The organism is Adhaeribacter rhizoryzae (assembly GCF_008629685.1).
Lineage (GTDB): Bacteria > Bacteroidota > Bacteroidia > Cytophagales > Hymenobacteraceae > Adhaeribacter > Adhaeribacter rhizoryzae.
This window is the reverse complement of record NZ_VWSF01000002.1, coordinates 58,789-85,775: the sequence shown is the minus strand read 5'-3', so window position 1 is coordinate 85,775 and position 26,987 is coordinate 58,789. Positions and strand designations below refer to the sequence as shown.

Below are 26,987 nucleotides of genomic sequence, written 5' to 3'. Positions count from 1 at the left end.
AGTTGCCTATTATTTATTTCTTACTAATCAAAGCAGCTTCTATCAACTCGGTATAAAAATCCTGAATGGTGCGGCCGGCAGCTCTTACCTGTTGCGGAATTAAACTGTTCTCAGTTTGGCCTGGCACGGTGTTTATCTCGATGAAGTAGAAATTATTGCTTCCTTCTTCCAGGATATAATCCATGCGGGTTACGCCTTTGCAATTTAGCTTTTCAAAAACTGCTTTAGCAATTTTCTCTACGCGCAGATTTTCGTCGGGCGTTAGGCGACCGGGCGTAATTTCTTCGGTAACGCCGGTGGTATATTTGGCTTCAAAATCAAAAAACTCTTTCGAGCTCACAATTTCGGTAGACGGCAACACGGCAATACCCTGCTTACCCCGGTAAATGCCAATGGTAAATTCCCGGCCGTTAATAAATTCTTCTACCAGCACCTGCGTATCTTCGTTAAAAGCTTTCGCCAAAGCTTCAGGCAGGTCGGCTTCTGCTTTAACTTTGCTCATGCCAATGCTGCTACCACCATTATTCGGTTTTACAAACAAGGGCAAGCGCAGGTTTTGGGTTAGCCGGGCAGCATTATCGGCATTATTCGAAAATAACTGGATAGATTTGGCTACGTGTAACTCCGGAATATCCTGCACAATGGCTTTGGTGTAACCTTTGTTCATGGTAATAGCCGAGGTGAGCGCATCGCAGGTAGTATACGGAATATTCAACATATCGAAATAGCCCTGGAGTTTGCCATCTTCGCCCGGCGACCCGTGTAAACCAATAAATACGCAGTCGAACTTAACTACGCTTCCGTTCAGCGTTAAAGAAAAATCGTTTTTATTTATTTCAGATTTACCACCGTTCTCGTCTTCGTAATACCAGCTTTCGGGCGTGATGATTATTTTATAAACGTCAAACTTTTCCGGGTCTAAGTTCCGGCCAATTACCGCCGCACTTTTCAGCGAGATAACCGATTCACCGGTAAAACCGCCCGTAACCAGCGCTATTATTTTTTTCATGCTGCTATTAATATTTAAAAGCACAAGATAAATATTCTTCTTAAAAAACAAGTCCCGGAACAGGTTGGCTATTCGCTAAGCCTTGCTATTCCGGGACGAATTAAGTATTCTGTTCTAGGTTCTAAGTTTTACGTCTTACTTAAAACGTACTACGTCTAACGTATCACGTAAAAACGTTTTACAAGTGAATTACCTCGTCGTAAGCGGCAGCAGTTGCTTCCATAATGGCTTCCGACATAGTTGGGTGCGGGTGCACCGATTTAATAATTTCGTGGCCGGTGGTTTCAAGTTTACGGGCAACCACTACCTCGGCAATCATTTCGGTTACGTTCGCGCCAATCATGTGGGCACCTAACCACTCGCCGTATTTGGCATCGAAAATAACTTTAATAAAGCCATCTTTTACGCCGCCGGCGCTGGCTTTACCCGAAGCGGAGAACGGAAATTTACCTACTTTAATTTCACGACCCAAAGCGCGGGCTTCTTTTTCGGTGTAACCTACCGATGCAATTTCGGGCGCGCAATAAGTACAACCCGGAATATTTTTGTAATCGAGCGGCTCCGGATGGTGACCGGCAATTTTTTCTACGCAAATAATACCTTCGGCCGAAGCAACGTGCGCCAAAGCCGGACCTTTTACAATATCGCCGATGGCGTAAATGCCTTCTATATTGGTTTTGTAAAAATCGTCGGTTACTACGCGGCCTTTTTCTACGGCTACGCCTACTTCTTCCAGGCCTAAGTTCTCCAGGTTAGTGGCAATACCTACCGCCGATAACACAATATCGCAATCGATAAACTCTTCGCCGTTGGCTTTTTTAACCCGTACTTTGCAGCCTTCGCCGCTGGTATCTACGGCCTCTACCGAAGCATTGGTTAAAATATTAATACCGGCTTTTTTAAACGATTTTTCGAGTTGTTTCGAAACTTCTTCGTCTTCAATGGGCACCACATTGGGCATATATTCCACAATGGTTACCTGGGTACCCATGGCGTTGTAGAAATAAGCAAACTCTACCCCAATAGCGCCGGAACCAACTACTACCATTGATTTAGGTTGATTTTCCAGTACCATGGCCTCGCGGTAGCCAATAATTTTCTTGCCGTCGATGGGCAGGTTGGGCAGTTCGCGCGAGCGGGCACCGGTTGCCAGAATAATATGCGGCGCTTCCACGGTGCTTTTGGTGCCATCGGCGGCGGTAACTTCTATTTTTTTATTGCCCATTAACTTACCGTAACCGGCAATATGATCTATTTTATTTTTCCGGAACAAAAACTGAATGCCTTTGCTCATGCCATTGGCTACGCCGCGGCTGCGAGCTACTACCGCGCCAAAATCAGCAGAAGCATCGGTTACGTTAATGCCGTAATCTTTAGCGTGTTGAATATATTCGAAAACCTGTGCACTTTTTAATAAAGCTTTGGTAGGAATACAGCCCCAGTTCAAACAAATGCCGCCCAATTCGGCTTTTTCTACCACGCCTACTTTCAGGCCTAATTGCGAAGCCCGGATAGCGGCTACGTAACCGCCTGGTCCACTACCTATTACTATTAAATCGTATGATGCTGATGCCATTTTGATAGCGTTTTACGTTTATTAAAGATGGCGCAAATTTACCTGAATATCTCTATTTCACAAACGGTCTCTATTTCACAAACGGATTAAACAGGAAGCCGTATAGCGTAACGGCTTATAAAAATATAGGTTTATAATTATATTTATCAGGAACAATTTTTGCGTTAAGCAGTAAGTGTAAACACAATTAAATTCCGGTACCCCAAACCACCAGCTACAACCTTTACTATGAAATTCTACCTGAACCTGATTTTTCTGGCTTTGTTATTAACAACCGCGTGCTTACCCAAAGGAGCAAAATATTACGCTAAAAGCGGTTTAAGCCTGGCCGAACGCAACGATTACGAAGGCGCTATTGCGGAATATACCAAAGCCCTGGAAAAAAAACCGGACGACCCGGAGCTTTACAAACTAAGAGGAATTGCCCGTTACGAACTTAAAGATTTTGGGGGCGCTACCGAAGACCTGAACCAATCGCTGGTACTGAAAGACGGTGACCCGGAGGCTTATAAATACCGCGGCGATGTTAAAACCCAGCAAAAAGATTTTAAAGGCGCCATTACCGACTACAACAAAGCTTTAACGCTAAATGCCGATTACGCCAATGCCTATAATAACCGGGGTTATTCCCGGGCCAAGCTAAAAGATATTACCGGTGCTATTACCGATTACAACAAAGCCCTGATGCTAAAACCCGATTACGCGGTAGCTTACCAGAACCGGGCTAACGCTTTTTTCCGGACCAAATCTTTTCAGGAAGCATTAGCCGATTACAACAAAGCTATTGAATACAATCCGGATTTGGCCGAAGCTTACTTTAACCGCGGCATTATTCATAGGACCTTAAAAGAAAACCAAGCTGCTTGCCAGGATTGGACCATGGCCCGCGACAAAGGTATTAGCACCGCCGAAAATTACCTGAAAAAATATTGCAGTAAATGAGCTAACCCCTTGGGAGCAAATATTTATACTAACAGATTTATTAAAAAATCTGCCAATCCGCTTTAAAAAAGCACTTTTTTATAGGATAATAATACTTTTTTTTACTAACTTTCCAATCCTGGTAAAAAAACTGGTGTAAAATCTATAAAAACGAAGAGGTATGAAAAAAATTTTACTCTTTATTCCTTTATTGCTGCTGGCAAGTGTGGGCTTTTCCCAAACTTCAATGATGGCAACCAACGCACCCACGGTAAAAATTCCGGTTTCGGAACATAAGCGGCAAGTAAAATTTTACTCGAACGTAATAGAAGTAAACCCGAAAAACGTAGATGCCTATAAAAGCCGGGCCAAGGCCAATATTGAACTGAAGAACTACAAAGAAGCCATAAAAGATTACAACACAGTAATCCGGTACGAGCCAACCAACCTGGATGCTTATTATAACCGCGCCGTGGCAAAAGTAAAAATTGATGATTACCGCGGCGCCGTAGCCGATTTTACAAAAATTATCAAGCTAAAACCCGATGATAAGGATATGTATATGTACCGGGCAGCGGCCAAAATGGGCATGTTAAACAGTCGGGCCGCTATCCAGGATTATAATTATGTCATAAAACTCGATTCTACTTTTACCGAAGCTTACTACAACCGGGGCTTGGCCAAATACGAAATACGGGACGATAAAGGCGCCTGCGCCGACTGGAAAAAAATCGCTCCTAACGATGAACGGGCGGAAAAAGCTTTAAATAAATACTGCAAAGAATAACTATTGCAATAAACAAAGCGCCCTTGCTTTTACTTAAAAGCAAGGGCGCTTTGTTTATTTCCCCAATATTCAATTCTAACTGCTAACTGTTTATTGATTACTGTTAACTGATAACTGCTTTTATTTATCAGCGGCAAAAAAGTGAAAAAAGCCTTCTTTTTTACTGGCTACTTCGCTGTAAGTTAATATTATTTTTTTACCGGCCCACTCCACCATATTATCAAATTCTGCAGTTTCTTCATAAACCAACTGTCCCGGTCCATAAACCGATTGGAAAAACTTTAACAACTCGCGGCTATTCTCAATACCGGGTGCGGTAATGTAAATATGGTTCAGGCGCCCCTTATGAAAACCGTAAACAATTTCGGTAAGCGGCATACCATTAATCGATAATTTATCGGTGGCGCGACGGCAATTATAATCTTCTTCTTCCTGCCATTCGCGCTTAGTTTTCTTAAAGAATTTAATGTGCGTACCCAACTGCACATCCCGGAAGCCGTTTTTCTTATCTAACTTCGCTAACAGTTGTTTTTCCAAACGTTCTTTCGCTAAAAGTTCTTCCGCCGTAAGCGGTTTAGCTACTACCTGCACCGAATCAGCGGGGCTTGCCACCGCCGGGTCTAATATTATTGGGGCTTCACTTTGGGCCTGCGCCACCAGGCTAGTACTTAAAAAAAAGAATATTATTACTGCTGCGCTTCTCATCTCTGCCGGTAAAATGCCTGCAATTTTAGCTATTTACAAAACCTAATAAAAATTGATTTGGCATTTTTTACTTAAAACAAATTTCCGTGCGGGCGTTTGTGGCGGTACCAAAGGTATTTAACCTAAGGCTTTTGCCTAATTTTAAAATCTTTGGCTACCTTTGGCGCATGAAACTACTCGAAGGAAAAATAGCATTAATCACCGGCGCGTCTAAAGGAATTGGGCGGGCCATTGCCCAAAAATTTGTAGAAATGGGCGCGCAGGTTGCGTTTACGTATTTATCAAGTGTAGAGAAAGGTCAGGCCCTGGAACAGGAACTAGCCGCCGGCGGCACCAAAGTAAAAGGTTACCGCTCCGATGCTTCGGATTTTGCCCAGGCCGAAAAGCTGGTAGAAGATGTAGTAAAAGAATTTGGCCGCCTGGATATTCTGGTAAATAATGCCGGTATTACCCGCGACGGATTGCTGATGCGCATGACCGAAGAGCAGTGGGATAGCGTTATCAACACCAATTTGAAATCGGTTTTTAACCTCACCAAAGCTGCTACCAAACCGATGATGCGCCAGAAAAGTGGTTCTATTATTAACATGACTTCGGTAGTGGGCATCAAAGGCAACGCCGGCCAGGTAAATTATGCGGCTTCCAAAGCCGGTATTATTGGCTTAACCAAATCAGTAGCCCTGGAGTTAGGCTCCCGTAATATTCGCAGCAACGCCATTGCGCCCGGATTCATCGAAACCGAAATGACCGGCGAACTGGATGCGGCGGTAGTAGAAGAATGGAAAAAGGCGATTCCGTTGCGCCGCGGCGGCACTCCCGAAGACGTAGCCAACACTACCGTATTCCTCGCTTCCGATTTATCAGCATACATCTCCGGCCAGGTTATTCAGGTAGATGGCGGCATGCTGACGTAGTTTCGTAGTTCGTTAAGCGTTGGTCGTTATCCGGTTTGTAGTGTTTAAAATATATTCCGGAAATACAACATATAGTTTTTAAAAATAGCGTAAGATTAAACCTTACGCTATTTTTATTATCCAAAACCAAATATTATTTAAACTGTTAAACCGTTTAAATAATATTGCTTATTTTCGAATAACGAGGAACGTCTAACGCATCACGAAACTTGAGTCAATTTAAACTTCTTACTGCTTATTCGCCGTGGCTAGTATTGGTTTGCCTGGTGGTGGGAGCCCTGTACAGTTGGGCTTTGTACGCCCGCAAGGCACCCTGGTCGGCCAAACTAAATTATTTGTTAGCTTTCCTCCGGTTTGCGGTGGTAAGCTTTTTGTGCTTTTTGCTGCTGGGGCCTTACCTGAAAGCCATCACCAACACCGCCGAAAAGCCCACCATTGTAGTAGCTCTCGATAACTCGCAATCGGTAGGCCTTTACACGAATAAAAATACCTTAACTAAAACTTCGCAGGACTTAGAAAAACTGGCTGCATCCTTAGCAGATGAAGATTTTCGGGTAGAATTTCAAACCCTCGATTTAAATAAAAATAAAGCCAAGCCCTCCGAAGTAAAATTCGATAACCCCACTACTAACCTGGATGAACTGCTGGGCCACGTGCAGGCCGTTTATGAAAGCCGCAACTTAGCCGGCGTGGTGCTGTTATCTGATGGCATTATTAACAAAGGAAAATCGCCTACTTATTCTGATTTCAATTTTACTGTGTACCCGGTTGCCGTAGGCGATACCGTAGCGAAGAAAGATATTACGGTTAGTTCGGTGTTGTACAACAAAATCGCTTACAGCGGCAATAAATTTCCGGTAGTCGCCGAAATCCAGCACGAAGGTTTTAAAGGCAATGCGGCCACCGTACTCTTAAAAGAAAACGGCAAAATATTAGATCGCAAAAATATTACCCTCCGCCAGGACGGTCAGCCTACCCGCGCGGAGTTTACCTTAACGGCCACCGCACCCGGCAAAAAGCACTACGAAATAGAAGCTTTACCGCAGAAAGGCGAGTTCTCGACTCTGAATAATACGAAACACGCTTACCTCGATATTATTAAAGGTAAGTTAACCGTACTCATTGCCGCTGCCGCGCCGCACCCCGATATCCGGGCCATTCGGGCCGCTATTCAAACCAACGACAACTTCGAAACGGTTTTGTATATTCCGGGCATTATGCCGTTTAAACCCGAAAAATACGATGTAGCGGTGTTGCACCAATTGCCTTCGCGCTTATCGGCGAATAACGAAGCGCTGGCGTATGTACGACAAAAAAATATTCCGTCTTTGTACATTGTGGGTTCCCAAACCGATTTGGCGGCTTATAACCAGTTGGGTACGGGTCTTACCATTAACCGCCGGGGCGTGCAAACCGATGAAGTTACGCCTGTTTTAAATGCTTCTTTCCGGAAATTCCAAATCGACCAAACCACTTCTACTGCTTTCGAGAAATACCCGCCCGCCGATGTGCCTTTTGCCGATTTTAATATTTCGCCGGGCACGGAAGTAATATTATTGCAACAAGTAGGTCGGGTAAAAACCACCAAACCATTATTAGCGGCTTCGGTTAAAAACCAGAAACACACCGCTACCCTGCTCGCCGAAGGCATTTGGCAATGGCGGATAACGGAAGGAGCCGCCACCGAGAACCCGGCCATATTCGATAAATTAATGGTAAGTACGGTGCAACTCCTTACGGCCCAGCAAAACAAAAAACGTCTGAATGTGTACCCGGTGCAGGACGAATATTATGTAACCGACGATATCCGGTTTGAAGCCGAAGTGTACAACGCCATTTACGAACGCATTTATGGTCAGGAAATTAACCTGCGCATTACCGACGAGAAGAACAAAAGCCGTACGTTTAGTTTCAACAACGGAGAAGGCTTTTCGGGCTTAAATATTGGCAACTTACCGGGCGGCGTATATTCTTACGTGGCCAGTACTACTATAGAAGGTAAAACTGAACAAGACCGCGGCCAGTTTGTAGTGCAGGAACTCCAACTCGAAGCGTTAAACGCCCTCGCCGACCATAATCTGCTTTTCCAACTGGCCCAGAAAACCAACAGTCGTCTTTATTACCCAAATCAACTGGAGCAGCTACAAGCCGACATCTTAAAAGCCGATTATAAAAATATTATTTACCCGAATGAAAAACTCGAAGACCTGGTAAACCTTAAATGGCTGTTCTTTGTGCTTTTACTACTTGTTTCCGTTGAATGGACGCTACGCAAATACCACGGCAGTTATTAAGGCAATACATAATATTTACTAAGTGGTAATTCACTAAATATTGTCATTCAGGAGGAACCTATTTTGCTGATTCAAGGGCGGCAGCAACAAGGAAATTTAAATTAGAATATAGAACTACCACTCGCGTCACTTTCTGCTATTAGAAATAAATAAAAAGAAGTCTCCAACTGCCGGAAGTTAAAAACTTCCTGTCATAAACAGACACCAGTTACGCTCCGCTAAATTGGCGCCAACAATTGTGGCTTATCGGCCATAAAATAAATACATGCAATACATCTTATTAAACAAACCTTTCGAAGTACTCACCCAATTTACCGATGAGAACGGTCGGGCCACATTAAAAGACTTTGTACCGATACCCAATATATACCCGGTAGGCCGTTTGGATTACGACAGCGAAGGTTTGGTTTTATTAACTGATGACAATATTCTCCAGCACCGCCTCTCTAACCCTAAATTTAAAATCGAAAAAACTTACTGGGCGCAGGTAGAAGGCATTCCCACCGAAGAAGCTTTGGCCAACTTGCGGGCCGGCGTATATATCAAAAATATTAAAACTGCCCCTGCCAAAGCCCGGTTGTTAACCGAAGAGCCTCAGGTTTGGGAACGCACCAAACCCATTCGGTTCCGCCAAAATATCCCGACGAGTTGGATAGAGCTAAAATTAACCCAAGGCATGAATCGCCAGGTGCGCAAAATGACCGCGGCCGTTGGTTTCCCGACCTTACGCCTTATCCGCTTCAGCATTGGCTCTCTAACTTTAACCGGTTTAGCCCCCGGTCAGTACCGTTCCCTCTCTCCTACCGAAGTCCACGCGCTCCGTTCCGGAATGAGGTAACATGTAATCGTAATATTACCCAAAATTCTCCTTCCCTATCGCGAGCGTCCCGCTCGTGATTTCTTCTTCCGGCCTCTAGCCGCGTAAATATTAAAATAAAACATATTTATTACATAAGCCAGAGGCCTGATTAATATAGTCACGAGCGGGACGCTCGCGCCAGCATCGTAATGTTTTTACCAGTACATAATTATTCAGGAACTCCCAGAACAGCGGTAGATCCGGGAAAAATCAGGACCTAATCAACAAGTAAAACAGGGAAATTATTACCTATTAACCTTTCATAAAAGCCGCTAATAAGTTTATTTATTCGCCGGCTCCGCAACATTATTCCCTTAAGGCTGGTACAAAAAAGACTTTTCTGCCAGAAAAGGAAAAGCAAAATAAAGAGAATGTAATTAACAGGCAGCTTCGGCAGAAATACAATTTTATAGTCTGCCGCATCGTGACAATCTGTCACAGAAAAGGCCTTTTTGGAGCAATGGCACATAGCTTGTTATAAACCCGGTAGTTAATAAAACTGTGAAACCTAACTTAAAATAATATAGATAATGGGAAAAATAATAGGAATTGACTTAGGTACGACCAACTCGTGCGTTGCCGTAATGGAAGGTAACGAACCAGTGGTAATACCAAACAGCGAAGGCCGCAGAACCACACCTTCTATTGTGGCTTTCCTGGACAACGGGAACGGTGAGCGCAAGGTAGGTGATCCGGCAAAACGCCAGGCAATTACCAACCCACAAAATACAATTGCTTCTATCAAGCGTTTTATGGGTCGTGGCTTCTCTGAAGTAACCGGCGAAACCCAGCACGTTTCTTATAATGTTGAAAGCGGTAGCAATAATACCGTTCGCGTAAAAATTGGTGACCGCCAGTTTACGCCACAAGAAATTTCGGCTATGGTACTGCAGAAAATGAAGCAGACTGCCGAAGATTATTTGGGTACTACCGTAACCGAAGCGGTTATTACCGTACCAGCTTACTTTAACGATGCCCAGCGCCAAGCAACGAAAGAAGCCGGTGCAATTGCGGGTTTAGATGTAAAGCGTATCATAAACGAGCCAACCGCTGCCGCTCTGGCCTACGGTCTGGACAAAAAACATAAAGACCAAAAAATTGCCGTTTACGACTTAGGTGGCGGTACTTTCGATATTTCTATCCTGGAATTAGGCGACGGCGTTTTTGAAGTATTATCTACCAACGGTGATACCCACCTGGGTGGTGACGACTTTGACCAGGTAATTATTGCGTGGTTGGCCCAGGAGTTCCAGAGCGAAGAAAACATGGACCTGCGCAAAGACCCAATGGCCTTGCAGCGTTTAAAAGAAGCCGCTGAAAAAGCTAAAATTGAGTTATCCAGCTCAACCGAAACCGAAATTAACCTGCCGTATATTACGGCTACCCAAACTGGTCCAAAACACTTGGTGCGTAAATTAAGCCGTGCTAAATTCGAACAATTGGCCGATAGCCTGATTCGTCGTTCGATGGAACCTTGCCGCAAAGCTTTACAGGATGCCGGCTTGTCTGCGAACGATATCGACGAAGTAATTCTGGTAGGTGGTTCTACCCGTATTCCGCGTATTCAGGAAGAAGTAGAAAAATTCTTCGGTAAGAAACCTTCTAAAGGTGTTAACCCCGATGAGGTAGTGGCCATTGGTGCCGCTATTCAGGGTGGTGTATTAACCGGTGAAGTAAAAGATGTGTTGCTCTTAGACGTAACACCACTTTCTTTAGGTATCGAAACCATGGGTGGCGTGATGACCAAATTAATCGAGTCGAACACAACCATCCCGACCAAAAAATCCGAAACATTCTCGACGGCTTCTGATAACCAGCCGTCTGTAGAAATTCACGTGTTGCAGGGTGAACGTTCGATGGCCCGCGATAACCGCACCATTGGTCGTTTCCACTTAGATGGTATTCCACCTGCTCCGCGCGGTGTGCCCCAAATCGAAGTAATTTTCGATATTGATGCCAACGGTATCCTGCACGTAACGGCTAAAGATAAGGCAACTGGTAAAGAGCAGAAAATCCGGATCGAAGCGTCTTCTGGTTTATCTGAAGCTGAAATTGAGCGGATGCGCAACGAAGCCAAGGCCAACGAAGAAGCCGATAAAACCGAGCGCGTGCGCATTGACAAGCTGAACCAGGCCGACTCCATGATCTTCCAGACCGAGAAACAGTTGAAAGAGTACGGCGATAAATTATCGGCTGGCAACAAAACGGCTATTGAGAGTGCCTTAGAGCAACTGCGTACGGCCCACAGCAGCAAAGACGTAGCGGCAGTAGATGCGGCCATGGCTAACATCAACAACGCCTGGCAGGCTGCTTCGCAGGAAATGTACGCGGCTACCCAAGGTGCCGGTGCCCCAGGTGCTGATGCCGGCTTCGGCGGGCAGCCAGGTGCTAACGGACAACCAGGTGGTAACACTGGCGCTAACGGTCAGGGCCAAGGCCATACCGACAATGTAACCGACGTTGACTACGAAGAAGTAGACGGCAGCAACCGTTAATACATAATCTGAATTATTGTAAAAGCCTTTCCGGAATACCGGAAAGGCTTTTTTGTTTTGGTAAGTTTTCAAAAATTGAATTTTGCATCAAGTCCTGAATTTTATCCTATAAAATTTTACTATTCAAAATGCCTATTCTTAACTAATATTTCCGGACAATGCCAGAAAAAAAGTACTAGTTTCTATTTTGAAGGGAGCGTGAAACCTTCTTGAATATTAGGGAGGAAACAGCCGTTAAACAAAATAAAACAAATACAACCCTGAAATGGTAGTTATCCAAAAGTCAAATTCTTGTTTAAAGTATTTCCATGAACCCTCCAAAACCATTTTTCCGGCAACATCAATTTGTTCGCTTAAACCTATTGATTTTACTAATCTTATTTTTGGGCTGCCAAGTTAAACCCAAACCTGACAATAATCAAGATACAAACCAGGTTTCTCAACACCCAGATTCAGTTTACACCTACAAAACCCCGCATCCCGATGGCATCGGCAAGGTTTACCTTGGCCGTGAAATAGCCCACGTAATGAGTGCGGCCGGTGGCGAGTGGCTAGAACGCAACACCCGGCAACAGGAGGAGAACGTAGCTTTAGCCATTTCCAAATTAAATCTCTCCCCCAATAGCGTAGTAGCCGATATTGGCGCAGGCACCGGTTACTACACTTTCCGGATTGCCCCTAAAGTACCACAGGGCAAAGTATACGCCGTAGAAGTGCAAGATGAATTTATCTCAGCTTTAGAAAACCGGAAAAAGGAACTCGGACTAGCTAACGTAGAAGTAATAAAAGGCAGCAACCAATCTCCTAACCTACCCGAAGCTTCTGTTGATTTAGCCATTATGGTAGATGTGTACCACGAATTGGAATACCCACAGGAAATGCTGCAATCCATCCATAAAGCCCTTAAGCCTACCGGCAAATTATTGTTACTAGAGTACCAGGCCGAGGATCCAACTGTACAAATAAAAGAATTGCATAAAATGAGTATAACCCAAGTTAATAAGGAATTGGAACTGAATAATTTTAAGCTTTATAAAAGGGAAAATTTTCTACCTATTCAGCATTTTATGTTGTATAACAAGGCTCAGGATTAGTTTTTTCGCTTCTTCACTAAAATCATCAGCATAACCGGCGCAAGTTGGAGATTTATACCTAGACTACACGGCTGAATCGACAATAAAAGCAGGTACCAGTAAATGGTGTAATTTAGAATAATGCGAGGTAAATACAGAACAGTCTCGAAAACCTAAATATTTTCCATTCAACGCTGTTATGCCTGTAAAATATGGAATATTGGTTTTTACTGCACATCTTTAAAAAGGTAGCATATTTATGTACAAATCAAAATTTATTTCTTAACACTTGCAAGTAACAACCCACAACAGTTTCAAATAACTATCAGACTAATTCAAAAATTCATATTAAATCAGCTACTCGGTATTTAATGATGGGCAGAGAGCACCTAAATTGATTATTAAGGTAATAGAATATTAGTATTTAAAGTTTAAAAACTAAATATTAAAAACCAGAAATAAATGATTAATACTTAAACATTATTTTAAACAGATATAAAATAATTCTTTAACTTAAATTTTGATTTCTAAGGTATTCATTCTATTATAAAATTTTTTCCATCAATTCTTAGGAACCTTTTCTTATATCTTTTTAGAATTTAGGGTTTGATAAAGAAGCCATTTAAAATTAATTTTAAATGGCTTCTTTATTATTGTTATTTAAAAAACCTGTTTAATCAGTGGTTTGTCTCTGTTTTTTGAAAAGATATCAAACTGATACCCAACTTGCATTTGGAAATAGGACTTATTACTAACTTCTTTTTTCGCTAAATGAGTTATTTGAGGGCGTATAAATAATTCACTACTTTCTGTGATTTTAGCCCATCCTAATAATTCGTATGATGATAACTGTCCAAATGTTGTATTTCCAATTTTAACTACTTCAACATCATCTGAGACTGCCTTTAATCTTGACCTACTAAACTTCAAATCAACCCCAAATCGAGAGTCAGGTCTAATGCTGGCTTTAAATATCAATCCATGAGCAAGTATATTCAAGTTAGTATCTAATACCTTATAAGTATCATTACTTGAATCAAAAGAAGAATCTACTAATGCAACTCTGTTTATTTTTACACCATAATCAACATGTAAAGTTGATTTTAAGGCAGGGATAAAGATTGATACGGCATTAACTTCAAGGCCTATACTAGAATTAATATGGCTTACTATTTCAATTGCATCAATTTTAGGTTTAACTAGAAACTCGGATCTAGTATTTATAGCTTTATTTTTTTCTTCAACCTTATTAATCGACAAAGTTGGTTTAAAGTAATTTAAGAATCCTACTCGCATAAAGGAACTTGTTCCAGGAGTTGTGTTATTTATAATTATTTTCTTTTCAACTTCTAATTGTATTAACCCATTAGGCCTATCATTATCAACTCCAATTAAGTCAGAATATATCCTTGCTTGTAAAATTCTACTACTTGCAGCTTTAAATAAGGTCCTTTCAACTCTAGAAGTATTTGGTTTCAAAACATATACCCCGTCAGCCGGGCTCCAATCATCACTTCTACTGGTGAGGTTAGGAATGTATTCTAACAAATCACTCAAATGCATTGTTTTGTATTTATTATCGTTTCTCTTAGCTACTAAATATGACTTATACCATTTATTAATATTATTGCGATTAGATATTCCAATAGGACTATGATTATAAAACATCATAGTTTCATTCCCTAAACTTCCAAAAGCGTGAAGATTAGTAATATTCCCATCCTCAACTTGAATTTGAACAGAATCTACAACGAATTTCTCTTCTACTTCGTCTGTTGTCTTTGAGCCAAAAAATGAATTATTAATTTCCTCTAACAAAACATCTTTTTTTATCTGCATAATGCCTGCAATTGGAGCATCAATTAATTTTAATTGATTTTGTTGAAAATTAATAAATTCATCTCTAATTTTATTTGAAAGATTATTTATACTTTCATCATCTTTTAATAAATAATCACTTGTATCACTAGTAAACAAGGAAGCTTTTTTTAAAGGTTCAACTAAAGAAGTAACCAAAATCTCTCTCTCAAGTTTAACTAATGAAGCACATATTTGAACTATTCCTATCTCTTGTGTTTCCGTCAACGGGGGACATCCATTGCCACCAATTATATGCCCTCTTTCTTTTTCTCTGTTATATTGTAATATAACTTTGTTTGTAAAAGGCTGAGAAGTTGCTGGTAATTGTTGAAAAATTAATGTAAATACCCTTTGTTTAAATAAGAAACTGTTTGAATAAATAATTTCATGGTGTTCTGGTTCTTCTAAAATATTAATTTTAGATATATTTGGATTAATTTTAACATAATTGAAAGAGCTTAAAGCTTTTAATGGAGTTACTCCCAGTAAAATCCATATATTAAAAAAGAATAACATTAATCTGGTCATAATTAAATTTATTGATTAAATTAATTTTATGATTTACTTTGTAAAATTTTGTATTTAAGCATTTAAAGTATAATAAAATCTTTTTCTACTATAGAATTCAACAATTTTATTTAAATCTGTAATCTTGAGTTATCTTTCTATTCCTTTTAAGATTGCTCCACTACCGGAATTCACATGTAATTTCCCATTTATATGCTCCAGGTGCTTCCTTACAGTTCTATTAGCAATAAATAGTTCTTCCTAAATTTGCCTTACAGCCAATCCGCGCTTTAAACACTCCAGCACCTCGTTCTCCCGCTTACTTAAAAAATCCATTGCAATAACCTATGGTTCTACATATCTATAATCCACTTCGACAAGACAACATTCTTCCATCTCCTTTGGGAATTTTTCAAAATTGTAATATGCTTATGATTTTATTTAATTAATGTTTTTGATTGTAATAGTAGCTGGTTATAACCCTTTCTGCAATACTGATTTTTCAGTATTTTTTAGAAATAATTGCTACTTCCTTTCAAACAAAAGCCTTCACCATTTAAACAACTCTGCTATAATCTCCTAATTGGAATAATGGCAGCATTCTTAAGAAATATATCCGGCTTAGGACGTCCCAAAGTTTCTGCAAAAGTTGCATAGACGCTCAGCAAATAAAGGCAAGGTAATTGTTGGTTGAGCCAAGAACCAAATAATTTTCTGGAGTTCTTTGATGGTATTGCGGGTAATTCCGCAGAAACGTAAAAGCTATTTCCGCTGAGTAGTGGCTAGTAAGCTAGCAAACCTAATCAAGACAGAATTCTTGATTTTAACTTTTGACAAACCGGCCGGAAAAATTCTTTAGGCATTCCGAAATAGCATTATCAAAATTAAAAAGCAGCAAAACGAATTTAGCGCCAAATTTTGAAAACAAATTAAAATTCTATAAGTATATTTTATGGCAACTTGTTACTTATTTCGCCAACTTTAGCAATTTCCAATTCCTCAATTACAGCATTCTGAAGACTAGCCAATTCTATTTCCCGGTGCGTATCCCGGATAATTATAGATAAATCTAAGGCCGCAAAATCGTTCTTCCGGCCAATAGTGGTTTTGCCCAGCTTATCGAAATCCCCGTTAATATCGGTAAAACTTTGCACCCAGGTAAGTAGCGGTTTATCATCTACTTTACCCAGGAACTTACCAACTACGGCAGCTACTGAAAACAACAAATCGGAAATCTGGGTTACGGCAGCGGCATTCCGGACTACCTCTTTAATAGAAGAAACCACATCGGCATACTCCGAATCGTTTTTCACATCGGCCAATATTTTAGCTACATCGCGCAGGCTTTGTTTGCTTTTTACAATGGAAGCCAGCACATGAATTTGGGAAGGGCTTTTATCTTTTTTCTGCTGTTGCTTCCAGAAATAAATGGTTTTGTCAACGGGCAAATCTTCATCGTCGCCTACTTTGGCAAAACTTTTCAGGTCCAGGTTCTGCAATACATCGCCAGTATCGCTTACCACCACCACCATCAGGTACATTTTAGAAAAACCGGGGAAAGGACCAATTTTGGGCGTTTTGTTATTAATAATAAAAGCCCGCGATAAACGCACCTCAATGCCGGTAACGTTTTTAGAAGTAGAAATACCCTGGGGTTTGGTTTTCTCGTCGCCTTGCAAAGCAAATTGTTCTACAAACGCATCTTCTTTAATATTTAAAGCCATAGGTTTTAATTTTTAGTTAAATATGCGGTTCACTTTGCTAAGGAAGTAAGCCTTAGCTGTTATGCTTTAATAAAATATTAAATTAAAATAATTATTATTCTCTTATTATTCAAATAGTGAGTTTTATTTATAAAGGAAGAAAGATTACCAGCAATCTATAATTAGCAACTTAATCTTACTCATCTAAAGCTTTCCTAATTTAAACTTTAGTTTAAGTCCTTGCCCTTTAGCACTCACGCACAATTAAACATTAAATTACTACTTCTCTCAATATAAAAGAGGCTTTTCTTCCGTTCATTTTAGAATGCTAAATGGCTCTTTGATTAACCTTTTTAAGGCAAATGAACTTGCTTAGATTAAATTAATCAAATTTAATAAGCTTACGGGTCATGACGTACTGAATGAGTTCACCGGTATTTTTGCTGTTGGTTTTCTCAATCATTTTCTGGCGGTGGGTATTTACCGTGTGAAAACTGATAAATAACTCTCTGGCAATGTCGCGGCTTTTGTAGCCAGCCGCAATAAGTTTTACGATTTGTAGTTCTCTTTTACTTAATATAGCTTGGGTTATGTCGCTAACAGGAGTATTTAAATCTTTAACCTTATGGCCTATTGGCTTTGTGGTTAGTATTTCATCCTCGATTTTTTCCAGCAACGAAATATCGGAACAAACGCCCATTAGGTGGGTTACATGGCCTAGGTCGTCTTGTTGTAGCACCGTACTTTGCTCCAGAACCTGCATAATTTTGCCGTTGGGTTTTATGATGCGGTAGCGAATATTTAATTTCTGTTCTTTCCGTTGGAGGGGAGGTAAAGCTATCAGGTACTGCCAGTTCTGTATTACCCGGAGCCAGGTAGGCGCCACATCATCCGGGTGCACAATCTGGTTCAGATAGGTTAAACCCTTTTCTTTGAAGATTTGGTTACTATACCCAAATATTTCCTGAACATTCTGGCTTAAAAATGAAAAATGCAGGGTGCGTAAATCCAGTATCCAGGTTATACAAGGGCCATTATTTAATATGGTTTCCAAAGCCGGATTATTCTTTACGTATGTATCATAGCTAATCGGCACCTGGCCATATGGCTGGTTTAACCACATACTACAAAGTTTGGTAAATATGGAGGATGCTGGTGCCGGACTATTTTGTTCATCCCTCGTTAATTTTAAATGTACTCCTTGCATAAAAGTTGGATTATGTAGTTGAATAGTACAACTAGGTTGGTTAAAAAGGATTATTCCGGATAAGTAAAGACAATGCAGTATCAAGGCAAACCGGGGAGCTTACTTGAGGCGAGGAGCAGAAAATAGTAAATTAATAAGTAATAATTATGGCTTCATAATTTAACCGTAGTTTAAGTTGGATTTTTATTACTGATATGACTTTAACAATTCCCTTACAATATACAATTGTGATTTATAATTGTAAAGTTTTCTGTTATATTTTATAAAAAAATAATCCAAAACCTAATTCCTAAATATTAGTAGAATCATATATTAATTATAAAACTCAACCAATCCTACACGAAGTTAGAAACGCGTTATATTTATTGTTTGATTTAAATAATTGATTATTAGTAATTTAATTATAAAGTAACTGTAGTATCGTAATAATTCAAAGAAGCATTCTGCCAATACCTAATTTATCTAGCATTTATCTTAGAAATTTCAGAATCTGAAATAATTTTCTTTTCTTATTAAACTTTGGCCGGGTTGGCCAATCAAAAGATAAATTTAAACACCAACTCATGAAGAAAATTATTTTTGTAATGGCTTTAGCTGTTCTGGGAACAGGAGCCGCTCCGGCAAACGCCGCTATCTCACCGGTAATTCAGCAGGGCCCAATGGGTACCCCGCAGGAAAGAGCGGAAAACCTTACCAAACGGATGAACGAAGTGCTAACCTTAACCGCCGACCAAAGCACTAAAATTCAGGAAATAAATACCAGAAGGTTTACGGAGCAGCAGGCTATGCGTGAAAAAATGCAGGCCGGGGGCGACCGCGAGGCCATGATGACCCAGATGCGGGCGCTAACGCAAAAATATGACACCGAGTACAAAGCCGTATTAACCGCCGACCAGTACACCAAGTACGAAGCTAACCGCGACCAGTTTAGAGGTGGCCGGGGCGGCCAAGGAGGTAACCGGCCACAAGGCCAGCGGTAAGAAAATTCCTGTTTTTAATATTTTTTTCTGGTAAGGCAGGCTTTTATAAAGCCTGCCTTCTTTTTTTAGTCTCAAGTGCTCGGCTATTCTTGTTATTATAAATAATACCACTTATTCTAAGGTTTATGCGCTTACATTATTGTAGTCATGTTGAGCTTGCCGAAACATCTAAATCTACTTTACAATGCTGTTATAGATCCTTCGACAAGCTCAGGATGACCAAAATTCGTTTTTAAGCACACTTTCTCTTTTATAGTGGTATTATTAAGTTATCAAACTGACCCAGCTACTAATATTGCTTTACTAATCAAAACCTTCTATTTCACTGTCCAGCGCAAACCGATAAAGCCTCTCCTGCCCTGCATGGGCGCGTAATTGTACGAGGTATCAAAAGAATAGCCGTTGGGGTTGTTCAGGTGAATATGTTTATCAAACGGGTCGAAGGGCCGCATCAAGGGGTCGCGGGGCAGAAAGTTGTAGAGGTTTTTTAGGCCGGCGTACAGTTCCAGGCCGTGCGGCAGCTTTTTGGTAACCTGCAGGTTGTCCTGTGAAAACCAGGGCGATTTATCGGGCCGGAAATCGTTGGCCAGCACCGGCAAAAACATCGGTCCGTACAAACGGCCGGTATAATCAACAGAAACACCGGCCTTCCGGAAAGTATAACTTACGGCGTAAGTACCCGATGTTTTGGGGGCGTGTAGTTGCGGTATTTTCTCCGACTGGCCGGTTTCTTTATCCTGCACCGAATATACTTCCATAAAGGTAGCTCCGGCATTAACTTTTAACGGAAAAGTAAAAGCCCAATCGATGTTAAGGGTTAGTCCGCGCGAGATGGCGTAGCCTTGCAGGTTCTGGTAAATAATCTGGTCGGGGTTGGTTAAGAAATCACCTATAATTCGGTTGGTAAAATAGGTGTAGAATAGGCTGCCATCCAAACCTAAATAGCCATTGTTTTGGTCGATAAACTTTTGGTAGTTCAGGCTGGCGTTCCAACTGCGTTCGGGCTTCAGGTTATCCTGCACCAGTACTTCGCGGGAGCCGGTGAGGGCAGCATGGTCTTCGGTAAATAAATTAACAACCCGGTAGCCGTTGCCAATATTCAGCCGGAAAATATTCTGTTGATTAGGGGCCAACTTAAAACTTACGCGCGGCGAAAAAATGCCGCCGTGCGTAAAATTGTAATCGTAGCGCAGGCCAAAAAGCGAAGTAAACTTATCGCTGCTTTTTATTTCGTCCTGCACAAAAATGCCGGGCAAATAAATGTGCTGGGCCTGGTTAGTACCGCTTTTGGTTTGGGTGCCGGGCGTATTATCATCGTAAAAAGTAAACCGGAAAGGCACTCCTACCAATAAATCGTGCCGAGCAAATTGTTTATTCCATAGAAACTGCGAGAAAGCAATATTTTGCTGCGCCTGAAACATGGTTTTACCGTAGGCGGAGTTCTGGTTATGGCTGTTATAAGAAAATTGCCAAGTAATATTTTCGGTGGTGGGCAACTGGTACGCGCCAATCAGTTCCAGGCGGCTGGTGTAAATAGATTCGCCGTAAATGCTGTCGCCGCCCCGGAAAGTTGGTGTCCACTGCATTTCACCGCCCCAGCGGTCTTCGTACAGGTAACGGGCCGCCAGGTTAGCCACTTTATTGTTAGGCCGGCTCAAACTCCATTTATTAAATAAAGAGAGTCGCTTTTGCAGCGTTATATCGGTAAAATTATCCTGGTTTACATCGCGACGGTTATCGAACCAAAAGGTGTTTACGCCCACCAGCGTGCTGGCTTTTTTTAAATTCGCTTTTAAAGCCACATCGGCGTTGTACTCCTGGTGCGAAGTTGCCATTACATCTATCGCTAGTCGGGGTGCCTCGGCGGGGTTCTTAGTAATAATATTTACCAAACCACCCACAGCTTCGGAACCATACAAGGTAGAGGCCGGACCTTTTACCACCTCAATGCGCTGAATCATGCTGTTGGGAATACCGCTCAGACCGTACACGCTGGCCAAAGAACTCACAATGGGCATGCCGTCGAGGGTTACCATGGTATAAGGCCCTTCCATGCCGTTGATGTGAATATCGCCGGTGTTGCACACGTTGCAGTTTAGCTGCGGTTGCACGCCGTTCACCATTTGCAAGGCTTCAAAAATGCTGGGTGTTGGGTTCTTCCGGAAAAGCTTAGGCGTATAAACCTCCACGTGAATAGGCGAAAGCTTGGTATGCGTTTCTTTCATATTACCCGTAACCACCACCTCCTGCAATTGCTGCTCCGATTTAGCCAGGTTAATATTTAGCTGCACCGGCTGTCCATTAACGGTTACAGATTTTAAGACTTTTATATACCCAACCGCGCTTACCTGCACCCGGTAAGGCCCCGCCGCAATATTCCGGAGGCTGAAATTGCCGTTTTCGTCGGAGTTTGTGCCTTGGGTAGTACCAACCAAGCCCACCGTGGCAAAAGCCACCGGCTCTGAACCCGAAAATACCCGACCTCTTATTTCGCCGTTTTGCTCCTGCGCCTGAATAGCTCCTGCTTTTACTAGTAGTAGTATCCAGATTAGAAGTAGTTTTTTTATCATAAGCATATAAATACCATTTTAAATTTAGTAAAGCTAAATTAATTATACTGTAATTTATAATATATTTTTAGACTGACCTAAATTTTAGAACAATATACTTCTAAAGCCTTAAAAGGTTATATTAATTTTTTACTAATCAGAAAAGATTTAAAAAGAAGTTGGGAAGTGGGTTGGAGTTAAGATAAGGCTGCTTGCACTTTAACTTTTATCAGCTTATAAATTGGCTTTTCCCAGACCAGGTAAATAGAAATGGAAAAACCCCAAAGCAACAAAAATTGCAGCGGTAGCATATTTCGGGTTAATTCGCCGGCAATATTTCCGGCCCGGCCCAAATGCAAGAGGTAAAAAGCGTAAGAAGCATTGCCCAGCAAAATAAAGAGGCGCGAAGAAAGTATTTGACTCAGCCAGGTTTTCTCGTACATCAACCCGAACAGCAGCAGTCCAATACCCAATGGCAAAAACAAGTTATGCAGCAATAATCCGTACCAAGTGTTAATGCCCGCCTGGTTACCATTGGCTCCTGTTGAAATCAGGAATAACAACAACCAGAACAAGCCTAAACCGCTGTAGGTGAAAAAACCCGTAACCGGAGCGGAAATGCGTGAAATATTATGTTGGGAATTGATGTAATAGGCCAACCCCATGCCTACAAAAAACTCGGTAGCGCGGCCAAAGAAGGTACTCAAGGCAGTAAAAGCAAAATCGGGCATAAAGCCGAACGGGTTATGGCCAAGCGTACTCAAGCCAAAACCAATGCCAGTTAATATTATCCCGGTTAGCAGTGCAAAAATATATGGGAGCAGCAAAGTACCTTTGCGGGCCAGCCAAAAAAGCAAGGGTGCGAGTACGTAAAAAGTAAGTTCTACGGTTAAGGTCCAGGACTGTATTACCCCGGTTAGGTGCACTTTTTTGAAAAAGCCTTTTAGTAGCGTTAAATGCAAAAACAAATCGGGTACGGCAAAAAGCCAACGGCTGTGTACCTCCAAAAATACCGGAATATACAGAGGCAAAATACGCCCCAACCGTATAAGCAGGTAGGCAGAATATTTACTAACCGAGGTAAAATTATAATGCAGGTACTGGTGGGTTATGAGAAAACCGCTGAGTACAAAAAAAATGGCTACCCCGGTATGAAACTCGCCTAATAAATTAGCCAGCCAAACCGGGGCAGCCGGAAAAATGCCACTCTTGTAATGCAGCACAAACACCATGGAGGCAGCCACAAACCGCAAACCGGTTAAGGCCGGGTAAAACAACCGGGGTGGCTGTTCGGTCATGCCTATATTATTATTTTATTCTGCTGCGCCCAAATTGCTTTGCCGCAGTTCTTCAACGGATTGCATTACTTTGTTTTTCTGGGTTTCGCGGTGTTGTGTTAAAGCTTCAGCAATTGTTGGGTTGGCTGTACTTAATATTTGGGCAGCAAGTAAACCGGCATTGGCGGCGCCGTTCAGGGCTACAGTGGCCACAGGCACCCCGGTAGGCATTTGCAGAATAGATAAAACCGAATCCCAGCCATCAATGGAATTACTGGATTTTACCGGCACCCCAATAACGGGTAAGGTGGTAATAGCAGCGACCATGCCGGGCAAATGCGCTGCTCCGCCGGCACCGGCAATAATTACTTTTAAACCCCGCTGCCGGGCATTTTCGGCGTACTCGAACATGCGATGGGGCGTGCGGTGGGCCGATACAATGGTTATTTCGAACGGAATATTAAACCCTTTTAAAATATCGGCGGCCGGCTGCATAACTTTTAAATCGGACTGGCTGCCCATAATAATTCCTACAACCGGGGTTTGAGAAGCTTGTGGAGTTGTGCTCATGCTTTTACTTTAACTAAATTTCTTACGTGTTCGGCTTTTTGCCGGGCTTCGGCCACTGTTGGCGCGGTAATGGTGAGGTGACCCATTTTACGGAAAGGCCGGGTATATTTTTTGCCGTATAAATGAATGGTAACACCCGACACTGCCAAAGCTGCATCAGCCCCTTCGTACTGCGCTTCCCCGGAAAAACCGGCTTCGCCAAGTAAGTTGAGCATTACAGCGGCACTATGCAAACCAGTATTACCCAAAGGCAAATTTAAGATGGCCCGCAAATGTTGTTCGAACTGCGAAGTATAGTTGGCTTTATAAGTATGGTGGCCGCTGTTGTGGGGTCTTGGAGCTACTTCGTTTACCAGCAGTTCGCCGGCTGGCGTTAAAAACATTTCTACGGCTAACAAACCTACCATATCAAAAGCCTGAATTACCTGGGTAGCCAAATCCTGTGCCGCCTGCTCTATAGCGGGGCTAATATTGGCCGGCGAAAACAAATAATCTACCAGGTTGTGCTCCGGGTGAAAAGAAAGCTCTACCACCGGGAAACAACTTACCTCGCCGCGGGCATTGCGGGCAGCTATTACGGCAATTTCTTTTTCGAAAGGCACCAGTTTTTCCAGCACCGAGGGTTCATCAAATCCTTTGGTAATATCTTCGGCCGTAGCTAACCGGGTTACGCCTCGGCCATCGTACCCAAACCGGCGTAACTTCTGAAATACCGGCAGAAAATCCTGGTTTTGTTCGACTTCGACTCTGTTCGCTACTAACCGGAAATCGGCAGTTGGAATTTGGTGCTGTTGGTAAAATTCTTTCTGCAAACCTTTATCCTGGATAATCCGGATAGCTTCGGGATTAGGGTAAACCCGTACGCCTTCAGCTTCCAGTTTAAAAAGCGCTTCTACGTTTACGTGTTCAATTTCAATGGTCAGCACATCGCACTTTTTCCCAAAATTATAAACCGTACTAAAATCGGCGAAGCTGCCCTGGTAAAACTCGTGGCACAAACTTTTGCAAGGTGCATCCGCATCTGGGTCCAGAATAAGTGTATATAAATTCAGGTCGATGCCGGCTTGGAGCAACATGCGGCCTAACTGGCCGCCGCCCAAAATGCCTAACCTGGTTTCTCCGTAAGTCATTTTTAAACAAAATAAATATTGGCCAAAATTAAGGATTAATCTTTAATGCGGTTTACTTTTTAATATGCATAAGCTGTTTAACGTGTCATAAATTAGATGAAACCGCTGCCCTTGCTTTGTGTTTTAACCAGTAATTAGTTTGGCAGAAGTTTGAAGAGCAGAAGTTTTAAGATTGGCAGTGATAATACTGCCAATGGTGTCAGATTCTATTCAAAACACAAATACTAAAAATATTAATAGACTAGCAGGACAAATATTGAAATGCCAAGTTCAAAGAAATAACTAATCTTTTACCTGGCCGTAATGCGAAATTCGTTAGCTATTCCTACTTTTACCCGGCATCTGCCCATAAATAATGGAAATTTTATTAGCAACTTTCTCGGCCCTTTTTTCGGTGGTGAACCCGTTTGGCGCCATGCCGGTATTTATTACGTTAACCCAAGACGATCCGCCCCGGCACCGGACCCAAATGGCCCTGCAAGCCAGTATGTACATGGTTTTAATTCTGGCGGTATTTTTCTTTGCCGGTCAGTATGTGTTAAACTTTTTTGGTTTGCGCATCCACGATTTGCGCATTGCCGGGGGCATTATGCTGTTTAAAGCAGGTTTCGATTTATTAGCGACCAAATCTGAGCCGGGCCGGAAAATATCGAAAGATGTGGAAGAAGAAGGCCGCCAGAAGACTGATATTTCCTTTACGCCCTTGGCTATGCCCATGCTTTCGGGACCCGGCGCTATTGCCGTAAGTATTGGGATGTTTACCAAATCGCTCTCGTACCTGAATATGGCCATTACTTTAATAGCTATTATTCTGGTAGCGGTAGCCAGTTATTTTATTTTAATTTCTTCTCCGCGGTTGGTACAGGTAATGGGAAAAGCCGGCCTAGCCGCGCTCTCTAAAATAATGGGGTTTATTACGCTGGCGATTGGAGCTAATTTTATTACTTCGGCGCTTATTGCTTTATTTAAAGCGTAAATGCAGGACTTCCGCGCTTAAGCTTATACACGGCTCTAATTACCTGTAATCTTAAGACTAAGCATTTTACCAATATTCCTTTAAGTAAAAGAATATAGGCGTTTAAGCAATCCACAGCTGTTATTCAGGAGGAACCGATGTAGCAGGTAGCCAAATAGTTTCCTCCTGAATGACAGTTGTAGGCTCAATGTCAATAAGAAATAGAAGAATATTTTATCTGAATTGAAAAAACCTCTAAACTCTTCAAACTTGCATTAGCATTAAAAAATAAACTTAACCCTAACTATTTCAGTTATTTCAGGCGAGCCAGTCGGGCGTAAATTTCCAGCATACCGGCCTGATCAATTAATGTTTTCTCTTGTTTTTTGCCCAATAAATCCTGCTCATTGCGTTCCTGTTGCCAAATCCGTTCGGCATCATCTATTATAAACTGCAACTGCTTTTTGTTTTTATCTACCTTATATAAGGCCAGGTACCCCCGCAAAAACACGGCATTGAACCAATAATGATCGGGCAATTTGTTTTTCTTGTAAAAATATTTCTCGGCGGCCTGGGCTATGCGCTGTGCTTCCTGCAAATATCTTTTGTTTTTAGTAATGGTATAAAGCATTACGTTCGATTCCAGCATGGTGCCCGTATTATAAGTATAAGTAGCCGAGTCAATTTTCAGGCTGGGCAATTTTACGGCATCGTAATAAACGCCTTCCGGTGCAAGCAGGTACTTGTTCGTCCAGGTGTATAAGTCCTGGGCTAATTTTAAATATTGCTGTTGCTTGGTAGCTTGGTACAGTTGTAAAGCCAGAATAATGCCGGGGCCGTTGGAGCAGGTATTTTTGGTGGTTTTATCGTTTTCGCGCCAGTATAAGCCGCCGCCCGAAGCCTGATCGTAACCAGTAAGCATAAAGCGGTAAATTTCTTCGGCTAGCGTCAGGTACTTTTTATTTTTTGTGCGGGCATACGCATCCATGTAAGCAATCCCTATCCACTGGTTATCGTCGATGTAGCGGGTATCGGGTTTTGCTTTAAATATCATGGCCTGGTAGCCCGGCGCCGGCGGATTAGGATTGTAATATTGGTTAATGGCTTTTACCACCGGCTCCATGTATTTTTTAGAGGGCTCCAGTTGCTCCATTTCGTTTGTTGCCTGAATTAACCCGCACAAAGGCCATAAGTACGAAAACGGATTGTCGTTCTTGCTTTTAACATTGGTTTCGGTAAAATATCCGGTAGCTGGCACGTAAAATACCTGATAAATATTCTCGTGTATGCGTTTTATCCTACCTTTATAATCAGGCTGGGCTTGCAGCATATTGGTCAAAAACAAACAAAAAATCAGGGCAGGGAATATTTTTTTCATCACAAATATTTTTACCGTTTGGGCTTAAAAGCTAATTTAGGCCAATTTAAGGTTAATTTTAAAAATATTATTTACCAAAACACAAAGCAGATAAAATCTTCGGCATAGATTAATTCTTAATTAATTTCCCTCCTGACATTGCCAACTTTCTTTTGATAACCAGATTTATTTATTCTAACCAGAACTGCTTTTCAAGCCTTAACTTTTAGTTTAGAAATTTTAACCTTTCGGCGGTTCG

Annotated in this window: 21 protein-coding genes; 9 read left to right on the top strand and 12 right to left on the bottom strand. The window is 41.8% G+C overall.

From position 1 onward, the window contains the following. Nucleotides 1-13 precede the first annotated feature (13 nt). Nucleotides 14-1,009, bottom strand: coding sequence for a D-alanine--D-alanine ligase (locus F0145_RS03555; RefSeq protein WP_150086933.1), 996 nt, complete (start codon nucleotides 1,007-1,009; stop codon nucleotides 14-16). Nucleotides 1,010-1,187: 178 nt separating this feature from the next. Then, complete coding sequence (gene lpdA / locus F0145_RS03550) at nucleotides 1,188-2,585, bottom strand: dihydrolipoyl dehydrogenase (RefSeq protein ID WP_150086932.1); 1,398 nt, start codon at nucleotides 2,583-2,585, stop codon at nucleotides 1,188-1,190. 228 nt (nucleotides 2,586-2,813) lie between these two features. Here lpdA and F0145_RS03545 point away from each other — a divergent pair, with 228 nt between their 5' ends. Next, a complete protein-coding gene (locus F0145_RS03545) occupies nucleotides 2,814-3,527 on the top strand; it encodes a tetratricopeptide repeat protein (protein ID WP_150086931.1) in 714 nt (237 codons plus the stop codon). A gap of 160 nt (nucleotides 3,528-3,687) precedes the next feature. Beyond that, a complete protein-coding gene (locus F0145_RS03540; protein WP_150086930.1) occupies nucleotides 3,688-4,293 on the top strand; it encodes a tetratricopeptide repeat protein in 606 nt (201 codons plus the stop codon). 120 nt (nucleotides 4,294-4,413) lie between these two features. Here F0145_RS03540 and F0145_RS03535 read toward each other — a convergent pair whose 3' ends face one another. Continuing rightward, nucleotides 4,414-4,998, bottom strand: a complete 585-nt coding sequence (locus tag F0145_RS03535) for a hypothetical protein (protein WP_150086929.1) — start codon at nucleotides 4,996-4,998, stop codon at nucleotides 4,414-4,416. A gap of 167 nt (nucleotides 4,999-5,165) precedes the next feature. Between F0145_RS03535 and fabG the strand changes: the two genes are divergently transcribed. The 5 genes from fabG to F0145_RS03510 all read left to right on the top strand — a co-directional run bounded on the left by fabG (nucleotide 5,166) and on the right by F0145_RS03510 (nucleotide 12,654). Then, a complete protein-coding gene (gene fabG, locus F0145_RS03530; protein ID WP_150086928.1) occupies nucleotides 5,166-5,912 on the top strand; it encodes a 3-oxoacyl-[acyl-carrier-protein] reductase in 747 nt (248 codons plus the stop codon). 209 nt (nucleotides 5,913-6,121) lie between these two features. After that, on the top strand, nucleotides 6,122-8,206 hold the full coding sequence (locus F0145_RS03525) for a vWA domain-containing protein (protein ID WP_150086927.1): 2,085 nt from the start codon (nucleotides 6,122-6,124) through the stop codon (nucleotides 8,204-8,206). Nucleotides 8,207-8,471: 265 nt separating this feature from the next. Beyond that, nucleotides 8,472-9,044 carry a pseudouridine synthase gene (locus tag F0145_RS03520; RefSeq protein ID WP_150086926.1) on the top strand — a complete coding sequence of 191 codons (573 nt, stop codon included), beginning with the start codon at nucleotides 8,472-8,474 and terminating at the stop codon, nucleotides 9,042-9,044. Nucleotides 9,045-9,595: 551 nt separating this feature from the next. Further along, the gene (gene dnaK / locus F0145_RS03515; RefSeq protein WP_150086925.1) at nucleotides 9,596-11,560 is read left to right on the top strand and encodes a molecular chaperone DnaK; all 1,965 of its coding nucleotides are present in this window, start codon (nucleotides 9,596-9,598) and stop codon (nucleotides 11,558-11,560) included. Between the two features lie 383 nt (nucleotides 11,561-11,943). Beyond that, nucleotides 11,944-12,654, top strand: a complete 711-nt coding sequence (locus tag F0145_RS03510; protein ID WP_223815796.1) for a class I SAM-dependent methyltransferase — start codon at nucleotides 11,944-11,946, stop codon at nucleotides 12,652-12,654. Nucleotides 12,655-13,293: 639 nt separating this feature from the next. Here the strand turns inward: F0145_RS03510 and F0145_RS03505 are convergent. From F0145_RS03505 to F0145_RS03490, 4 genes are all read right to left on the bottom strand, one after another. Next, nucleotides 13,294-15,021: a hypothetical protein gene (locus F0145_RS03505; RefSeq protein WP_150086923.1), complete on the bottom strand. Its 1,728-nt coding sequence runs from the start codon at nucleotides 15,019-15,021 to the stop codon at nucleotides 13,294-13,296. A 129-nt stretch (nucleotides 15,022-15,150) separates the two neighbouring features. After that, nucleotides 15,151-15,249, bottom strand: coding sequence for a helix-turn-helix domain-containing protein (locus F0145_RS26960; RefSeq protein WP_150087202.1), 99 nt, complete (start codon nucleotides 15,247-15,249; stop codon nucleotides 15,151-15,153). Between the two features lie 701 nt (nucleotides 15,250-15,950). After that, nucleotides 15,951-16,724 (bottom strand): hypothetical protein, encoded by a 774-nt coding sequence (locus tag F0145_RS03495; protein ID WP_150086922.1) that lies wholly within the window; start codon nucleotides 16,722-16,724, stop codon nucleotides 15,951-15,953. Between the two features lie 361 nt (nucleotides 16,725-17,085). Next, nucleotides 17,086-17,826 (bottom strand): LuxR C-terminal-related transcriptional regulator, encoded by a 741-nt coding sequence (locus tag F0145_RS03490; RefSeq protein ID WP_190277463.1) that lies wholly within the window; start codon nucleotides 17,824-17,826, stop codon nucleotides 17,086-17,088. A 647-nt stretch (nucleotides 17,827-18,473) separates the two neighbouring features. Between F0145_RS03490 and F0145_RS03485 the strand changes: the two genes are divergently transcribed. Then, nucleotides 18,474-18,890: a hypothetical protein gene (locus F0145_RS03485; RefSeq protein ID WP_150086920.1), complete on the top strand. Its 417-nt coding sequence runs from the start codon at nucleotides 18,474-18,476 to the stop codon at nucleotides 18,888-18,890. A gap of 317 nt (nucleotides 18,891-19,207) precedes the next feature. Here the strand turns inward: F0145_RS03485 and F0145_RS03480 are convergent, their stop codons facing one another. The 4 genes from F0145_RS03480 to F0145_RS03465 all read right to left on the bottom strand — a co-directional run bounded on the left by F0145_RS03480 (nucleotide 19,208) and on the right by F0145_RS03465 (nucleotide 24,416). Further along, nucleotides 19,208-21,460: a TonB-dependent receptor gene (locus F0145_RS03480; RefSeq protein ID WP_150086919.1), complete on the bottom strand. Its 2,253-nt coding sequence runs from the start codon at nucleotides 21,458-21,460 to the stop codon at nucleotides 19,208-19,210. 176 nt (nucleotides 21,461-21,636) lie between these two features. Further along, nucleotides 21,637-22,737, bottom strand: a complete 1,101-nt coding sequence (locus F0145_RS03475) for an acyltransferase family protein (protein ID WP_150086918.1) — start codon at nucleotides 22,735-22,737, stop codon at nucleotides 21,637-21,639. Nucleotides 22,738-22,752: 15 nt separating this feature from the next. Beyond that, the gene (gene purE, locus F0145_RS03470; RefSeq protein ID WP_150086917.1) at nucleotides 22,753-23,286 is read right to left on the bottom strand and encodes a 5-(carboxyamino)imidazole ribonucleotide mutase; all 534 of its coding nucleotides are present in this window, start codon (nucleotides 23,284-23,286) and stop codon (nucleotides 22,753-22,755) included. Then, the gene (locus F0145_RS03465; protein WP_150086916.1) at nucleotides 23,283-24,416 is read right to left on the bottom strand and encodes a 5-(carboxyamino)imidazole ribonucleotide synthase; all 1,134 of its coding nucleotides are present in this window, start codon (nucleotides 24,414-24,416) and stop codon (nucleotides 23,283-23,285) included. The genes purE and F0145_RS03465 overlap by 4 nt, the downstream gene beginning before the upstream one ends. A gap of 355 nt (nucleotides 24,417-24,771) precedes the next feature. On the opposite strand from F0145_RS03465, the gene F0145_RS03460 reads away from it, so the two are divergent. Further along, the gene (locus tag F0145_RS03460; RefSeq protein WP_150086915.1) at nucleotides 24,772-25,392 is read left to right on the top strand and encodes a MarC family protein; all 621 of its coding nucleotides are present in this window, start codon (nucleotides 24,772-24,774) and stop codon (nucleotides 25,390-25,392) included. Nucleotides 25,393-25,684: 292 nt separating this feature from the next. Here F0145_RS03460 and F0145_RS03455 read toward each other — a convergent pair whose 3' ends face one another. Beyond that, nucleotides 25,685-26,749, bottom strand: a complete 1,065-nt coding sequence (locus tag F0145_RS03455; RefSeq protein WP_223815795.1) for a glycoside hydrolase family 76 protein — start codon at nucleotides 26,747-26,749, stop codon at nucleotides 25,685-25,687. Between the last annotated feature and the right edge of the window lie 238 nt (nucleotides 26,750-26,987).

Excerpts from the sequence above, each read along its gene's own strand:
- F0145_RS03480 (WP_150086919.1), bottom strand. The coding sequence starts at position 21,460 with ATGATAAAAAAACTACTTCTAATCTGGATACTACTACTAGTAAAAGCA.
- F0145_RS03505 (WP_150086923.1), bottom strand. The coding sequence starts at position 15,021 with ATGACCAGATTAATGTTATTCTTTTTTAATATATGGATTTTACTGGGA.
- F0145_RS03455 (WP_223815795.1), bottom strand. The coding sequence starts at position 26,749 with ATGAAAAAAATATTCCCTGCCCTGATTTTTTGTTTGTTTTTGACCAAT.
- F0145_RS03540 (WP_150086930.1), top strand. The coding sequence starts at position 3,688 with ATGAAAAAAATTTTACTCTTTATTCCTTTATTGCTGCTGGCAAGTGTG.
- F0145_RS03545 (WP_150086931.1), top strand. The coding sequence starts at position 2,814 with ATGAAATTCTACCTGAACCTGATTTTTCTGGCTTTGTTATTAACAACC.
- purE (WP_150086917.1), bottom strand. The coding sequence starts at position 23,286 with ATGAGCACAACTCCACAAGCTTCTCAAACCCCGGTTGTAGGAATTATT.
- F0145_RS03485 (WP_150086920.1), top strand. The coding sequence starts at position 18,474 with ATGAAGAAAATTATTTTTGTAATGGCTTTAGCTGTTCTGGGAACAGGA.
- F0145_RS03535 (WP_150086929.1), bottom strand. The coding sequence starts at position 4,998 with ATGAGAAGCGCAGCAGTAATAATATTCTTTTTTTTAAGTACTAGCCTG.
- F0145_RS03475 (WP_150086918.1), bottom strand. The coding sequence starts at position 22,737 with ATGACCGAACAGCCACCCCGGTTGTTTTACCCGGCCTTAACCGGTTTG.
- fabG (WP_150086928.1), top strand. The coding sequence starts at position 5,166 with ATGAAACTACTCGAAGGAAAAATAGCATTAATCACCGGCGCGTCTAAA.
- F0145_RS03465 (WP_150086916.1), bottom strand. The coding sequence starts at position 24,416 with ATGACTTACGGAGAAACCAGGTTAGGCATTTTGGGCGGCGGCCAGTTA.
- F0145_RS03520 (WP_150086926.1), top strand. The coding sequence starts at position 8,472 with ATGCAATACATCTTATTAAACAAACCTTTCGAAGTACTCACCCAATTT.
- F0145_RS03555 (WP_150086933.1), bottom strand. The coding sequence starts at position 1,009 with ATGAAAAAAATAATAGCGCTGGTTACGGGCGGTTTTACCGGTGAATCG.
- F0145_RS03490 (WP_190277463.1), bottom strand. The coding sequence starts at position 17,826 with ATGTGGTTAAACCAGCCATATGGCCAGGTGCCGATTAGCTATGATACA.
- F0145_RS03460 (WP_150086915.1), top strand. The coding sequence starts at position 24,772 with ATGGAAATTTTATTAGCAACTTTCTCGGCCCTTTTTTCGGTGGTGAAC.
- F0145_RS03495 (WP_150086922.1), bottom strand. The coding sequence starts at position 16,724 with ATGGCTTTAAATATTAAAGAAGATGCGTTTGTAGAACAATTTGCTTTG.
- dnaK (WP_150086925.1), top strand. The coding sequence starts at position 9,596 with ATGGGAAAAATAATAGGAATTGACTTAGGTACGACCAACTCGTGCGTT.
- lpdA (WP_150086932.1), bottom strand. The coding sequence starts at position 2,585 with ATGGCATCAGCATCATACGATTTAATAGTAATAGGTAGTGGACCAGGC.